This window comes from Siccirubricoccus phaeus, from assembly GCF_008360935.1.
GTDB classification, from domain to species: Bacteria; Pseudomonadota; Alphaproteobacteria; order Acetobacterales; family Acetobacteraceae; genus Siccirubricoccus; species Siccirubricoccus phaeus.
The window spans coordinates 98,524-112,578 of record NZ_SRXO01000019.1; the positions used below are offsets into that span (position 1 = coordinate 98,524).

At 70.3% G+C, this 14,055-nt stretch carries 13 protein-coding genes; 6 read left to right on the forward strand and 7 right to left on the reverse strand.

Going from position 1 to position 14,055, the window contains the following annotated elements; all coding sequences use genetic code 11:
* Positions 1–128: 128 nt before the first annotated feature.
* The gene (locus E5N76_RS22415) at positions 129–1,484 is read right to left on the reverse strand and encodes an LLM class flavin-dependent oxidoreductase (protein WP_149539556.1); all 1,356 of its coding nucleotides are present in this window, start codon (positions 1,482–1,484) and stop codon (positions 129–131) included.
* A 178-nt stretch (positions 1,485–1,662) separates the two neighbouring features.
* Here E5N76_RS22415 and E5N76_RS22420 point away from each other — a divergent pair, with 178 nt between their 5' ends.
* The 3 genes from E5N76_RS22420 (at position 1,663) to E5N76_RS22430 (ending at position 4,518) form a co-directional block, all read left to right on the forward strand.
* A complete protein-coding gene (locus E5N76_RS22420; RefSeq protein ID WP_149539557.1) occupies positions 1,663–2,361 on the forward strand; it encodes a CoA transferase subunit A in 699 nt (232 codons plus the stop codon).
* Between the two features lie 11 nt (positions 2,362–2,372).
* Complete coding sequence (locus tag E5N76_RS22425) at positions 2,373–3,032, forward strand: 3-oxoacid CoA-transferase subunit B (RefSeq protein ID WP_149539558.1); 660 nt, start codon at positions 2,373–2,375, stop codon at positions 3,030–3,032.
* Positions 3,033–3,207: 175 nt separating this feature from the next.
* Entirely contained in the window at positions 3,208–4,518 is a 1,311-nt protein-coding gene (locus E5N76_RS22430; RefSeq protein ID WP_149539559.1) for an NtaA/DmoA family FMN-dependent monooxygenase, read from the forward strand.
* A 99-nt stretch (positions 4,519–4,617) separates the two neighbouring features.
* On the opposite strand, the gene E5N76_RS22435 is transcribed toward E5N76_RS22430, so the two are convergent.
* The 3 genes from E5N76_RS22435 to E5N76_RS22445 all read right to left on the reverse strand — a co-directional run bounded on the left by E5N76_RS22435 (position 4,618) and on the right by E5N76_RS22445 (position 7,588).
* Complete coding sequence (locus tag E5N76_RS22435; protein WP_149539560.1) at positions 4,618–5,769, reverse strand: phytanoyl-CoA dioxygenase family protein; 1,152 nt, start codon at positions 5,767–5,769, stop codon at positions 4,618–4,620.
* 11 nt (positions 5,770–5,780) lie between these two features.
* Positions 5,781–6,863 (reverse strand): amidohydrolase family protein, encoded by a 1,083-nt coding sequence (locus E5N76_RS22440; protein ID WP_149539561.1) that lies wholly within the window; start codon positions 6,861–6,863, stop codon positions 5,781–5,783.
* Positions 6,864–7,054: 191 nt separating this feature from the next.
* On the reverse strand, positions 7,055–7,588 hold the full coding sequence (locus tag E5N76_RS22445; protein WP_149539562.1) for a 4-vinyl reductase: 534 nt from the start codon (positions 7,586–7,588) through the stop codon (positions 7,055–7,057).
* A 220-nt stretch (positions 7,589–7,808) separates the two neighbouring features.
* Here E5N76_RS22445 and E5N76_RS22450 point away from each other — a divergent pair, with 220 nt between their 5' ends.
* Positions 7,809–8,537, forward strand: a complete 729-nt coding sequence (locus tag E5N76_RS22450; protein WP_149539563.1) for a transporter substrate-binding domain-containing protein — start codon at positions 7,809–7,811, stop codon at positions 8,535–8,537.
* 369 nt (positions 8,538–8,906) lie between these two features.
* On the opposite strand, the gene E5N76_RS22455 is transcribed toward E5N76_RS22450, so the two are convergent.
* The 3 genes from E5N76_RS22455 to E5N76_RS22465 form a co-directional block, all read right to left on the reverse strand.
* Entirely contained in the window at positions 8,907–10,286 is a 1,380-nt protein-coding gene (locus tag E5N76_RS22455) for a sensor histidine kinase (protein ID WP_149539564.1), read from the reverse strand.
* On the reverse strand, positions 10,286–10,951 hold the full coding sequence (locus E5N76_RS22460; RefSeq protein WP_235907827.1) for a response regulator transcription factor: 666 nt from the start codon (positions 10,949–10,951) through the stop codon (positions 10,286–10,288). Before E5N76_RS22460 ends, E5N76_RS22455 begins: the two co-directional genes overlap by 1 nt.
* Before the next feature lie 573 nt (positions 10,952–11,524).
* Positions 11,525–12,178, reverse strand: coding sequence for a pyridoxamine 5'-phosphate oxidase family protein (locus E5N76_RS22465; RefSeq protein ID WP_149539565.1), 654 nt, complete (start codon positions 12,176–12,178; stop codon positions 11,525–11,527).
* 118 nt (positions 12,179–12,296) lie between these two features.
* Between E5N76_RS22465 and E5N76_RS22470 the strand changes: the two genes are divergently transcribed.
* Together E5N76_RS22470 and ruvC are read left to right on the forward strand one after the other, a co-directional pair.
* Complete coding sequence (locus E5N76_RS22470) at positions 12,297–13,046, forward strand: YebC/PmpR family DNA-binding transcriptional regulator (protein WP_149539566.1); 750 nt, start codon at positions 12,297–12,299, stop codon at positions 13,044–13,046.
* Between the two features lie 283 nt (positions 13,047–13,329).
* Positions 13,330–13,842 carry a crossover junction endodeoxyribonuclease RuvC gene (gene ruvC / locus E5N76_RS22475; RefSeq protein ID WP_149539567.1) on the forward strand — a complete coding sequence of 171 codons (513 nt, stop codon included), beginning with the start codon at positions 13,330–13,332 and terminating at the stop codon, positions 13,840–13,842.
* Positions 13,843–14,055: the final 213 nt, after the last annotated feature.

The following is a 14,055-nucleotide window of genomic DNA, read 5'->3' on the forward strand; positions in this document are numbered from 1 at the left end:
GCAGATCGCCGGAGGGCGGCATCGCCCGGAGGCGTGAATCTGCTCTACAATCCATGAGCTAGAGCGGTTTCGCGCTGCACCGTCAGCGTGAAACCGCTCTAGGGGTATGGGGGCGAAGCCCCCGTCACCTACTCCGCCGCCCGCGTCTCCCCCCGTGCCGCGCCGTACCGGTTGGCCGGCGCCTTCACGCCCAGATGGTCGCGCAGCGTCGGCCCGGCATATTCCTCCCGGAACATCCCCCGCCGCCGCAGCTCCGGCACCACCAGCTCGACGAATTCCTCCAGCCCCAGCGGCAGCACCGGCGGGCAGATGTTGAAGCCGTCCGCCGCGCCCGCCGCCACCCATTCCTCCATATCGTCCACGATGCTTTCCGGCGTGCCCACCAGCACGCGCCCGCCGAAGCCGGCGGCGATGGTGGTGTAGAGCTGCCGGATGGTCAGCTTGTCCCGCTGCGCCAGCGCCAGCAGGTTGCGGGAGATGCTCTTGATCATCGGGTTGCGCGGTTCCGGCACCGGCCCGTCCAGGTCATAGCCGGAGAGATCGCCGAGCTGGCCGTAGAGATATGAGAGCCCGATCTCCGGCGCGACCAGCGCATTGATCAGGTCGTATTTCTCCTGCGCCTCCGCCATGGTGCGGCCGATGAAGAGGGTGATGCCGGGCATGATCTTCAGCTCTTCCGGCGCCCGCCCGTATTTCGCCAGGCGGGATTTCAGCTCGGTGTAATAGGCCCGGGCGTGCTCCAGGTGGTGGGAGGCGGAATAGACCACATCGGCGCTCTTCGCCGCGATCTCCAGCCCCTGTTCCGAGGCGCCGGCCTGCACCAGCACCGGCCGCCCCTGCGGCGTGCGCTTGATGGTCAGCGGCCCGCGCACCTTGAAGTGGCGGCCCTGGTGGTGCAGCGGGTGCAGCTTCGACTGGTCGAAGAAGATGCCGCTCGCCTTGTCGAAGACCGGCGCGTCCGCCTCCCAGGAATCCCAGAGGCCCTTCACCACCTCCACGAACTCGGCGGCGCGGTCGTAGCGGGTCTCGTAGTCCAGATGCTTCTCGCGGTTGAAATTCCAGGCCTCGGCCTCGGACCAGCTCGTCACGATGTTCCAGCCGGCGCGGCCGCCGCTGAGATGGTCGAGCGAGGCCCATTTGCGGGCGATGTGGAAGGGCTCGTTATAGGTGGTGGAGGCGGTGGCGACGAGGCCGATGCGCTGCGTCATCGGCGCCAGGGCCGAGAGCAGGGTCAGCGGCTCCAGCTCCAGCGTCTGGTGGGAGCGGCAGAGGGCGCCGGGCGGCTCGTCCTTGGTGCGCAGCCCGATGCCGTCCGCCAGGAACACCATGTCGAATTTCGCCGCCTCTGCCACCCGGGCGACATGCAGGTAATGCGCGTAGGAGGAGGCGGCGTTCGGATCCGCCGAGGGATGGCGCCAGGCCGCGGCATGGTAGCCGAGATAGCGCATCGACAGGCCGAGGCTGATCTGGGGGCGGGCGGGCATGCGGGCTCTCCAGAGGCCGGCGGCGGCGAAGGCCGCTGGCATCGCACGGGGTTGGCGTGTTGGCTGGCGCGCAGGTTCCCGGTGCAGCGCAGCATGTCCTGGCGCTGCGTGCAAGGCGGCTGGCGCCCTGGGCCGATCCGCGCCAGACTCCGCCGCCGAAGGAGGAGACGGCCGCGGCATGATCGATAAATTCGTGCGCTCCATGGCAGAGGCCATGGACGGCATCAGGGACGGGTCAGTGGTGATGATCCCCGGCTTCGCCGAGGTGGGGGCGCCCAACGCCCTGATCGACGGGCTGATCGAACAGGGGGCGACGGACCTCACCGTCATCATCAATGCCACCGGCAAGCCGCGGGTGGCGGGGGCGAAGGTGACGGGCTTCGCCCGGCTGGTGGAATTGGGCCGCGTGCGCAAGGTCGTCACCAGCTTCGTCCGCGCCGGCAGCGTCTGCGGCGATGCGGTGAAGGCGGGCACGGTGGTGGCGGAGGTGATCCCGCAGGGGACGCTGGCCGAGCGCATCCGCGCCGCCGGCGCCGGCATCCCCGCCTTCTACACGCCGACCGGCGCCGACACGCTGGTGGCCGAGGGTAAGGAGATCCGCGAATATCGCGGCCGCCGCTGCGTGCTGGAGGAGGCGATCCACGCCGATGTGGCGCTGGTGGAGGCCTGGATGGCCGATCGCTGGGGCAATCTGGTGTTCCGCGGCGCGGGCCGGAATTTCAACCCGCTGGTGGCGATGGCGGCTGAGCTGACCATCGTGCAGACCCACCATGTCTGCGATTTGGGCCAGATGCCGGCGGAGCAGGTGATGACGCCCGGCATCTTCGTCGACCGCGTGCTGCATCTGCCGGTCGGCGACCCGAAATTGCCGATCTGAGGGAGGCCGCGATGAGCACGACGACGGAACAGGCATGGAAGCCGCTGAGCCGCGACGGCATGGCGGCGCGCGCGGCGCGGGACATCCCGGAGGGGTGGTACGTCAATCTCGGCATCGGCGTGCCGACCTTGATCGGCAACCACATCCCCGCAGAGCGGGAGGTGATCCTGCATTCGGAGAACGGCGTGCTGGGCATGGGGCCGGCGCCGGAGAAGCACAAGGAGAATCCCTGGCTGATCAATGCCAGCAGCCAGCGCATCAGCCTGCGCGTCGGCGCCAGCCTGGTGCATCACGCGGACAGCTTCGCGATCGTCCGCGGCGGGCATCTGGATCTCTGCGTGCTGGGCGGCTTTCAGGTGGCGGAGAATGGCGATCTGGCGAATTGGTCGCACTCGCCGAAGGAGGTGGCGCGGCAGATCGGCGGCGCCATGGATCTGGCGGTGGGGGCGAAGCGCGTCTGGGTGGTGATGGAGCATGTGACGAAGGACGGCCAGCCACGTCTGCTGCGCCGCTGCACCTACCCGCTGACGGCCGGCGCCTGCGTGACGCGGGTCTATACGAATATGGCGGTGCTGGATGTGACGCCGGCGGGCTTCAAGGTGGCGGAGATCATCCCGGGAATGAGTTTTTCCGAGCTGCAGGCACGGACGGAGGCGGAACTGCTCCGCTGACTCCCTCCCCCGCTCGCGGGGGAGGGCTGGGGTGGAGGTTGATCGGGTGCGGAGGGTGTTGGCCCCACGTTTCGTCGGGCGGCACCGCACCCCAACCCGACCCTCCCACGCAGGCAGGGAGGGAGCGGCGGCGCGGGGCTTGCATGGGCCTGGCGCCGAGCAGGAAGGGCCGAGCATGACCGCGCGCCGCAGGATGAGCCTTATCGCCTATCTGAAGGCCGGGCCGAATTTCAGCTATCCCAGCGCCTGGCGCCACCCGGCCTCGGCGCTGGAGGACATATTGACCCCGGAGCGCTGGGAACACACCGCCCGCGCCCTGGAAGCCGCCTGCTTCGATGCCTGCTTCTTCGCCGATGGCCTCGGCATCCCCGACCTCTACAAGCAGAGCTACGCGGATTACGTCGGCCGCGGCGGCCAGCTCTCCCTGCTGGACCCGATGACCCTGCTGCCGATGATGGCGCGGGTGACGCGGCATCTCGGCCTTGGCGTCACCCTCTCCACCACCTTCATGCCGCCCTACATCCTGGCACGCTGGCTGGGCTCGCTGGACATTCTCAGCCAAGGGCGGGCGGCGTGGAACGTGGTCACCACCGCGCGGGATTTCGAGGCGCGGAATTGCGGCCTGCCCGCCCTGCCGCCCAAGGACCAGCGCTACGACATGGCCGATGAGGTGCTGGAAGCCTGCGACGCGCTCTGGACCGGCTGGGATGAGGATGCGCTGGTCTTCGACCGCGAGTCCGGCCGCTTCGCCGACCCGGGGAAGATCCGCCGCGCCAATTACGAGGGGCGGTACGTCCGCACGGAAGGCCCGCTTTCCATCCCGCGCAGCCCGCAGGTGCGGCCGGTGCTGATGCAGGCCGGTTCCTCCCCGCGCGGCCGGGAATTTGCGGCGCGCTGGGGGGAGGCGCTGTTCTGCAGCCCGGCCACCAAGGAAGACGCGCGGGCCTATCGCGCCGATATCCATGCGCGCATGGAGGCCATCGGCCGGCCGCCCGGGCATTGCGCCGTGCTGCCCTCCGTCACGCTGGTGGTGGGGGAGACGGAGAGCATTGCGCGGGAGAAGGCGGCATACCTGGAATCCCTGGTGGATCCGGAACTGGTGCTGGCCGCCGCCTCTTGGTCCGTCGTCGCCGATCTCAGCAAGATCGAGACGCCGGAGGCGCTGGAGGCGGGCAGCGGCAACCAGGGCGTGGCCGGCCATCGCGACCGGATGCTGCAGGTGGCGCGGCAGCATGGCATCAGCTTCGCGGAAGCGGTGCGGCGGCCGCGTGCGCTGCTGGCCGGGACGCCGAAGCAGATCGCCGATTGGATGGAGGATTGGTTCACCTCCGGCGCCTGCGACGGCTTCATCCTGCCGCCTACGGTGCTGCCCGCCACCATCGAGGAATTCGGCCGCATGGTGGTGCCGGAATTGCAGCGCCGCGGCCTGGTGCGGACCGAGTATGCCGGCCGCACCCTGCGGGAGAATCTGCGCGACCCTGGCTAGAGCGGTTTCACGCTGACTGTGCAGCGCGAAACCGCTCTAGCTTATGGATCGTAGAGCAGATTCACGCCTCCGGGCGATGCCGCCCTCCGGCGATCTGCTCTAGATGCTGAGGTCGAGCAGATTGTAGTCCTTCATCCCCGCCTTCGCCGCCGCATCCCAGGTGTAGCGCAGCCCCTCCGCGACATGCGGCCGGTAGACGAAGGGCGTCTCCTGGGGGAAGCGCTGCCGGCGCGCGTCGATGGCATAGCCGATGACGCGGGCGCGCTCGCGGATGCGGTCCGCATCATACACCGCCGGCGCGTTGTGCACGCCGCCGCCCTGCACCCCCAGCACGGAGCGCCTTCGGTGGAAGCCGAAATTCAGCGTCACCCGCCAGTCCCGGCTGGTATTGGCGAAGCTGCCATGCACGGTCTGGCGGTTGGTGATCGCCACATCGCCCGGGGCGCAGAGGATCGGCACCGCCTCCGGCAGCCGCTCCGAGCCTGCTGCCGCCACCATCGCCTTGATGTCGGCCTTGCCGCGCTTGTGGGAGCCCGGCACCACCCAGACGCCATTCGCCGCGGTGCAGCCATAGAGCTGCGCCATGAAATTGAAGCCGTGCACGCCCTCATCCCAATCCGGGCTGGTCCAATGCGTCACCCCATCCTGGTGCCAGGCGACGGAGGCGCCGCGCCCCGGCTCCTTGATGAACAGCGCCTCGTTGAAGGGCGCGAAATCCGGGCCGTTCACCGCCGCCGCCACCGCCAGCAGCCCGGGATGGCCATAGAGCCGCAGCGCGGCTTTCGAGAATTGCAGCGAGCCGAGGATGAGATAGACCACCTCCTTCGGCGCCGCCGCATCCGGCGTCGGCTCGAACATCTTCACCGGGTGGCGGCCATTGGCCAGCTCGGTGCCGCCGAAGGGGTCGCCGAGCGGGCGGGACCAGAACAGCGTCTGCGCCTGGCAATCGGCCGCCAGCGCCGGCCTTCCCTTGGCGTCCAGCGCCGCGCCACGCTCGGCCGGCAGCCGGTCCAGGATCGCCTTCACATCGGCTTCGATATCGGCCAGCTCCTCGGCGCCGATCACGCCCTCGAAGACATAGAAGCCGCAGCGCCGATAGGCTTCCAATATCTCCGGATGCACCGCGCCCTCCGCGGTGAAGCGCAGCTTCCCGCGATTGCCGAGCGCGGCGGCGCGTGCCTCGCCAGCCGCGAGATAGTCGCGCATCGCGGCGCTCTCGCTGCCATAGTCCGGGGCGACGACATGGTTCATGGCGGCCTCCCTTAGGCGTTGATCTTCAGCAGCCGCGCGGCATTGCCGCCCAGCACGCCCACCTTCTCCTCCTCGCTCAGCGAATCGCAGGCGAAGATGTGGTCCACCGGCTTGAGCTGCCAGGGATAGGGGTAGTCGCTGCCCAGCACGATCTGGCTGGCGCCGACCTGCGCCTGCAGATGCCGGATCGCCTCCGCGCCGAAGATCAGCGAGTCGAAATAAAGCTGGCTGAGATATTCGCTCGGCTTCTTCCTGAGCTGGATGTTCGGGTTGCAGCCCGCCGGGCTCACCATGCAGGCATGGTCGGAGCGGTCGGCATAGGAAGGCAGGAAGCCGCCGCCATGCGCGGCGATGATCTTCAAATCGGGGAAGCGATCCAGCGTGCCCTCGAAGATCAGCTTGGAAAGGGCGATGGTCGTCTCCAGCGGATTGCCGATGGTATTGGCCAGCCAGCCATTGCCGGCGAAGCGCTGGCTGAGCTGCGGCGTGCCGGCGGGGTGGATGAACAGCACCGCGCCCAGCTCCTCCGCCTTCTGCCAGACGGGGTGGAATTTCGGGTCGGAGAACTCCGCCGCGCCGACGCTGCCGCCGATCGCGGCACCCTTCAGCCCCTGGCGGCGCATCGCGGCTTCCAGCTCCTGCACCGCCAGGTCGGGCGCCTGCAGCGTCAGGCTGGCGAAGCCGGCGAAACGCTCCGGATGCGCGGCGCAGAGCTCCGCCATCTTCTCATTGTTCAGCTTCACCACGGCGGCGGCCTGGTCGCGCTCCATGCCGTACCAGAAGGGGTTGATGGAGAGCACCTCCATATCGACCTTCTGCGCGTCCATGGCGGCGAAGCGCTGCTGGATCTCGATATAGGTCTCCTCCGCCCCGCGCACGGAACGGTTGATCATCCGTGCCTCATTGCCGTCCAGCAGCGGCAGCGCCTCGCGGAAGACGCAATGGGCGTGGACATCGATGGTCTTCACCCGGCGGCCGCCGACCGTCACGGCCTGGCGAGGCGCGCTGCCCTGCGCGCGGGCGGCCTGCTGCAGGCCACAGGTACAGAAGGCCACGCCGGCGGCGGCCCTGAAGACGCTGCGACGATCTATCATGGCGCGTTTCCCCATGCGGTCTTGCTGCCGCCACAGGAAAGCTGGCGCGGATTGCGCATCGGCGCCAGCGAAAAGGCGCGACACCGGCAGCCTGGGCGCGGGGGCCTTTCCGGTGCCGGAATGCCGGCTGCATGGCGTGCCGGGCCCTGCCCGTGCCGGGCGGGGCCCGGGCGCGTCCAGGGGGCAGGGCGCTACGCCACCGCCTCGCAGCGCAATTCGAACCGACAGGCGGGATGGCCTTCGGCGGCGCAGGCCACTTCCCGGCAGCGCGGCTCGCCCGGCTTGCCGGCTTCCTCCAGCACGTAGCGCATGCCGCCGGCGAAGCTGCCCTCGAACATGTAGCAGACGCGGCGGCCGGTCTCCGGGCCATAGGCCAGGGCATAGGCGGAATGCCGCACCGTGACCTCCGCGCTGCCCGCGGCCTCATCCAGCGCGGTGATGTCGATCAGCCCGTAGCCGCGCTGCGACAGCCGCTTCAGGTAATGGCGGAAGGTCGCCACGGGCGAGAGCCCATGCGTCTTCGCCTCCGCCCGGCACCATTGCAGGGCGGAGAGGTCGGAAGCCTCGTACAGCAGCGCGCGGAAGGCCTCCGGCCCGATCGCCTGCTCCACCGCCTTCTGGATGTTCACCAGGAAATGGCGCGGCAGGTAGATCATCGGCAGCCCGTCGGTGCGCCAGATGCCGGTCGCGGGGTCGACCTCGATCGGAACCTCGGGCGCTGCCATGCCTGCTCTCCCTTCGCGGCCGGCGATGGTGCGGCGCGCGGCGCGGCGGCGCAAGGCTGGAGCGAGGCCGGTTCGCCGCGGCGCGCTGCCGCCCGCCCCGGCTTTTCGTCCGGCCGCGCGATGCACGCTTTCGGCCGGGGCGATCGCGGGCGATCACGCTCTGGCGCCGCCGCCCGTTCCGCTTATGCTGGCCACCCCGAGGAAGCACCGGAGAGCCCGCATGTCGCCAGAAATCGTCGCCGAACTCGCCCCCAGCGGGGTGCTGCGGGCCGGCATCAATATGGGCAATTTCCTGCTCGTTACCGGCCGGGCGGAGAATGGCGACCCGACCGGCGTCTCCCCCAGCATGGCGGCGGAGATTGCGCGCCGCCTCGGCGTGCCGGTGCAATACGTGCAATACGCCCGGCCGAGCGAGCTGGCCGATGCCGCCGGCACCGGCGCCTGGGATATCGGCCTGATCGGCGCCGAGCCGCAGCGCGCGGCGAAGATCGACTTCACCGCCGCCTATGTCGAGATCGAGGCGACCTATCTGGTGCCGCCCGGCTCCCCCATCACCGAGCTCTCCCAGGTGGATGTGAAGGGCAACCGCATCGTCTCCTCCGCCGGCGCCGCCTATACGCTGTGGCTGGAGCGGAACATCAGGCATGCGGAGCTGATCCTGGTGCCGGGCGGCGGCGGCGCGGCCTTCAAGACCTTCCTGGACGGCAAGCAGGAGGTCTATGCCGGCCTGCGCCCCGGCCTGCTGACGGATGTGGAGACGCTGCCCGGCGCGCGCATCCTGGACGGCCAGTTCATGGCCGTGCAGCAGGCGATCGGCACGGCGAAGGCCAACACCAAGGGCGCTGCCTTCCTGAAGGAATTCGTCGAGGAGGCGAAGGCCAGCGGCCTGGTCGCCCGCTTCATCGCCGAGCATAAGGTGCGCGGGCTTTCGGTGGCGCCGGCGGCCTGACGAGGCCTCACGGCGCGAAAACGCCTCATGGCGCCTTCGGCATCGTCGAGGGCGATCCATCGCGGGGACCATGTTTTCGCGCCAGGGAAGCCGCGCAGCGGCATCGCGCGTCACGCCGAAGGCGCGCTGTTCGCGCGACGTGAAGGCGCGCTGTTCGCGCGACGCGCGGCTGCATCCTTGGCACGAAAACCGCAATATGGCCTGGGTCTGAGGTGCGCTCGACGTCGCGCCGGAAGCGCGCCCCCGGCGCGACGTCGAGGGCGCTTCGGCGCGCCCGGCCTTGCCGCCATCTTCCCTTCCCGGCCGGCGGGAAGGCGACGCGTCCGTCCACCCGGGACGGCGGCGGCGTCCCGGCCGGGCGCCGCGCCGTCACCCCGCCACCGGCTCCAGGCTCAGCCGGAACAGCGCCCCGCCGCCTGGCGCATCGCCCACCGTCACGCTTCCCCGGTGCAGCTCCGCCACGCGCTGCACGATGGCCAATCCCAGCCCCGCCCCCCGCCGCCGCCCGGCGCGATCCGCCCGCGCCCGCCAGAAGCGGCGGAATACCAGCGGCTTCTCCTGCTCCGGCACGCCCGGCCCCTGATCCGCCACCTCCACGCTGCCGGGCGGCACCACCGCCACCCGCACCCGCCCGCCCTCCGGGCTGTGCTCGATGGCATTCTGCAGCAGGTTGAGCAGCGCCTGGTACAGCGGCTCCTCATGCCCGGCGACGCGCACCGGCGCCTCCGGCATCGCCAGCTCAAGCTCCACCTCCTGCCGCGCCGCCAGCGGCTCCAGGAAGCTCACCGCCGCCTCCGCCAGCAGGCCGAGATCGACCGGCGCCCCATTCTCCGCCCCCTCCGCCGCATCGATCTCGGCAAGCGTCAGCAATTGCTCGACGATCCGTTCCAGCGCCGCCATATCGGCGCCCAGCCGCCGGCTGGCCTGGGGATCCTGGATCAGCTCCGCATGGGTCTTCAGCACCGCCAGCGGGGTGCGCATCTGGTGCGCCGCCTCGGCGGTGAAATGGCGCTGCGCGGCATGGGCGCGCTCCGCCCGGTCCAGCGCCTCGTTCATCGCCCGCACCAGGGGCTGGATCTCGCGCGGGGTTGTCGCCTCCTCCAGCCGCGCGCCGGCGCCCAGCCGCGGCAGCGCCGCCGCCCGCTCCGAAAGCCGTTCGATCGGGCGCAGGCAGAGCCGCAGCGTGCCGAAGGCCACCGCCGCCAGGGCGAGGAAGGCCGGCAGGATGACCCAGGAGACCTGGCCGAGGAAATTCGCCGCCAGATCATCCGTCAGCACATCCGGGTGGCTCATATTGTCGGCCACCTGGATCACCAGCCTCTCCCCCTCCACCTCCACCGGGGTGGAGACGCCCTGCAGCACCATGCCGCCGCGCCGGAGCTGGAAGCTGGCGGGCTCCTCCAGATCCGAATTGGGCAGCACCACCGGCACCTCCTCGGCCACGCTGTCCATCGAGGAGAGGAGGGCGCGGCCGGCACCGTCCCGGACCGCGTAGAAGGAGCGGCGGTTGCTCGGGTCGAAGCGCACGGCGAGGTCGCGCGGCAGGTGCAGCCGCCACCCCCCGCCCTCGCTCCGCCGCAGGCCGAGCGCCAGGGCCTGCGCCCTCGTGGTGAGCGACTCCACCTCGGTATCCGCCACGAAGATGCTGTTGCGGGCCAGCAGCATGCCGAGCGAGGCGGCGGCCGCCCCGACGGTGCCGAGCAGCAGCAGGATGACGCCGGTCGCGGTGAGCGAGCGGGGACGGCGCATCAGGCCGGCGGGTCCAGCAGGATGCGGTAGCCGAAGCCGCGCTGGTTCTCGATGCGGATCTCGGGCGCCGCCTCCTCCAGGCTGCGGCGCAGCCGGGTGATGTAGACCTCGATCGCCCCGCTCTCGAGCCCGCCCTGGAAGGAGGTGAGGTTCTCCTGCAGCGCGGTGCGGGAGACGAAGCGGCCCTTGGCCTGCAGCAGCGCCTCCAGCACCATGGCCGGGCGCAGCGTCAGCCGCAGCGGCTCCCCGCGCACCGAGGCCATGCGGGAGGCCTGGTCGAATTCCAGCGGGCCGAGGCGCAGCACCGGCGCCGGGGCGCCGGAGGCGCGGCGGGTGAGGGCCAGCAGCCTGGCATGCAGCTCCGCCGTGGCGCAGGGCTTGACCATGTAGTCATCCGCCCCGGCATTCAGCCCGGCCACCCTTTCGCCGATCCGTCCGCGCGCCGTCAGCACCAGCACCGGCATGGTGTCCCCCACCGCGCGCAGGTTGCGCAGCAGCCCCATGCCGTCGCCATCCGGCAGGCTGAGGTCGAGGATCATGGCGCGGTAGCTGGCCACCCGCAGCGCGGCGTAGGCGTCCCCGCAATTGCTCACCGCATCCACCGCCCAGCCCTGGCGGCGCAGCGCGTCGCTCAGCAGCTCGGCCAGCCGCTGCTCGTCTTCCACCAGCAGGATGCGCAGTGCCCGTCCTCCCTCCCTGCGTTGCGATCGGGCTGACATACCAGCCGGGCGCGGCGCTGTCCCGGGTGGGATTGAAAGGAGGGGCGAGGCCGGGGGCTGTCCGAACGATGCCGGCGAAACGCAAGGAGGCGAAATGAAGGCCGGGGAGGCCCTGCCCATTGGCGGCAGCGCCGCCGGCCCGTGCCGCGACCGGCCCGGTATGGCTTGCCTGTGCAACGAACCGATTCGGGTCGAGGCGAAGGTCCTGGCTTCGACGGCCCATGGCAGGAGGCCGTGCCTGCACTCCCCATCCGTGCGAGCGGCCTCGCGGAAACGCCGAACCTGCCCCAAAGGTCCGGCGGCGGATCGGCGAAGGATTTTACGTCCTGGCCAGCAGGTGGGTTTGCCGATGCCGGTGCACCGGCAAGGCCGCGGGGGTCATGCGAACAGTATGCTGGCGCATGATGCCGGGCGAAATGACCCGAGTCGCCCGCCCGCCGCCCGGCCAGCAGCCCCGGCCGCCACCATCGGCATCATCGATGTGCCGGGGCCGAAGCGCGCCGCAGACCCGGCAGGCTCTCAGTACATCGTATCGCGCAGCCGCTGCGGCGCATCCCGGTCATAGCTCTCCGGCTCGACCAGGCCGCCGGTATGTGCGGCGATGAGCTGCCCCATGGTCGGCACCGCCTGCGGCCGGCGCCGCTCGCCCCAGAGCTTCGACCGCATGATGGCCTTGGCGCATTGCATATAGACCTCCCGCACGGAGATCAGCAGCACCGTCGCCGGCGTCTTCCCCTGCTCGACGAAGCGCTCCCGCAGCGCCGGGTCGGCGGTGATGCGCGCCGTGCCGTTCACCCGCAGCGTCTCGCCGATGCCGGGAATGAGGAAGAGCAGGGCGACTTCCGGATTCTCGATGATGTCGCGCAGCCCATCCAGCCGGTTGTTGCCGCGGCGGTCCGGCAGGGCCAGCGTCACCTCGTCCAGCGGCACGATGAAGCCGGGCGCATCGCCCCGCGGCGTCGCATGCGGGCCGTTGCTGCCGCTGGTGGCCAGGATGGCGAAGGGGGAGGCGGCGATGAAGGCCCGCGTCTTCTCCTCCAGCCGGTGGGCCACCTTCTTCATCACCAGCTCCCGCGGCGCATCGTAATGCTGGCCGAGCTGTTCCAGGGTGGTGACGGCGAAGGGGTCGCCAAGGGGGGAGCCAAGGGGAGAGGATGAGGTCAGGGCGTCCATGGGCCCGCAGCCTGCCAGCCCTGGCCCCCCGGCCGCAAGCCCGCCGGTGGCGCGGCGGGCGGCGCAAGGCTATAAGCCGGACTTCATCCACGATCTGAAGTGACCGGAGACACCGGCCATGGCCGGCCATTCGCACGCCAAGAACATCATGCACCGCAAGGCGGCCCAGGGCGCCAAGAAGGCCCAGGCCTTCGGCAAGCTGATCCGCGAAATCACCGTCTCGGCCAAGCAGGGCCTGCCGGACCCGGCGATGAACCCGCGGCTGCGCGCCGCGGTGAAGGCCGCGCTGGTGGCGAACATGACGCGCGACACGATCGACCGCGCCATCAAGCGCGCCAGCACGGCCGGCCAGGGCGAGGACTATCAGGAGGTGCGCTACGAGGGCTACGGCCCCTATGGCGTCGCCGTCATCGTCGAGGCGCTGACCGACAATCGCAACCGCACCGCGGGCGATATCCGCTCCGCTTTCGCCAAGGCCGGCGGGGCGCTGGGCGAGACCAACAGCGTTTCCTTCCAGTTTGAGCGCAAGGGGGTGATCTGGTACCCCGGCCTGCAAGGCAAGGATGAGGAGATGCTGGAGGCCGCCATCGAGGCCGGCGCCCTGGATGTGGACTCCGACGAGGAAGGCCACGAGATCACCTGCGCGCCGGAGGATTTCTTCGCGGTGCGGGATGCGCTGGAGGCGCGCTTCGGCAGCCCGGACAGCGCCAAGGTCGAATGGGTGCCGAATGTGCGCATCGACCTGGATGAGGAGAAGGCGCGGGAGGTGCTGAAGCTGCTCGACCGGCTGGACGAGAGCGACGACGTGCAGAATGTGTATGCCAATTTCGAGGTCTCCGACGCCGTTTCCCTGAAGCTTTCGGCCTGAGGCGACGTGACCGGCGCCGTCCGATCGCGGAGCGCTGCGGCGCAGCGAGGAGCGCAGCGTGAATCGGACGGCCATACATGATCGCCCGATCGCGGAGCGCTGCGGCGCAGCGAGGAGCGCAGCGTGAATCGGACGGCCATGCATGATCGTCCGATCGCGGAGCGCTGCGGCGCAGCGAGGAGCGCAGCGTGAGTCGGACGGCCATGCATGATCGCCCGATCGCGGGGCGCCGCGGCGCAGCGGTCCGGCGCATGCGCCGGACCGGCGCGTGAATCGGACCGCCATGCATAGCGTTCGCTTGCTCGGACTCGACCCTGGCCTGCAGCATACCGGCTGGGGGCTGGTGGAAAGCGCCGGCAGCCGGCTGCGGCATCTGGGGGATGGGGTGATCTCCACCGACGCCGATGCGCCGCTGGCCGAAAGGCTGCGGGCGCTGCACCTGGCGCTGGCGGCGCTGATCGAGGCATGGCGGCCGGATGAGGCGGCGGTGGAACATACCTATGTCAACAAGAACCCGGGCGCGGCGCTGAAATTGGGCCAGGCGCGGGGGGTGGTGCTGCTGGCGCCCGCGCTGGCCGGGATTCCCGTGGCGGAATACCAGGCGATGGAAGTCAAGCGCGCGGTGGTCGGCACGGGCCATGCCGAGAAGCCGCAGGTGGAGGCGATGGTGAAGCGGCTGCTGCCGGGGGCCACGCTGAAGCGCGCCGATGCAGCGGATGCGCTGGCGGTGGCGATCTGCCACGCGCATCACCGGGGGACGAAGCTGGCGCTGGCGCGGGGGTATGTGCCGGTATGACCGGCGCCGTGGCACGAGGGGGGCGTTGCCCTCCCCGACCCCCCACCAAAGGCCGAAGGGCCTTTGGAAACCTTGAGTTTGGCGCTTCGACCGACGGGTCCGGACTCAAGGGTTCAAAGCAACTGTCTTGGCGGTTATTTCGCTGTGTTCATGTTCTGGCTGGAATGCGTGGGGTTCCAGGGCTTCCGGGTGCGGAGGATGGCGTTGAGGGTG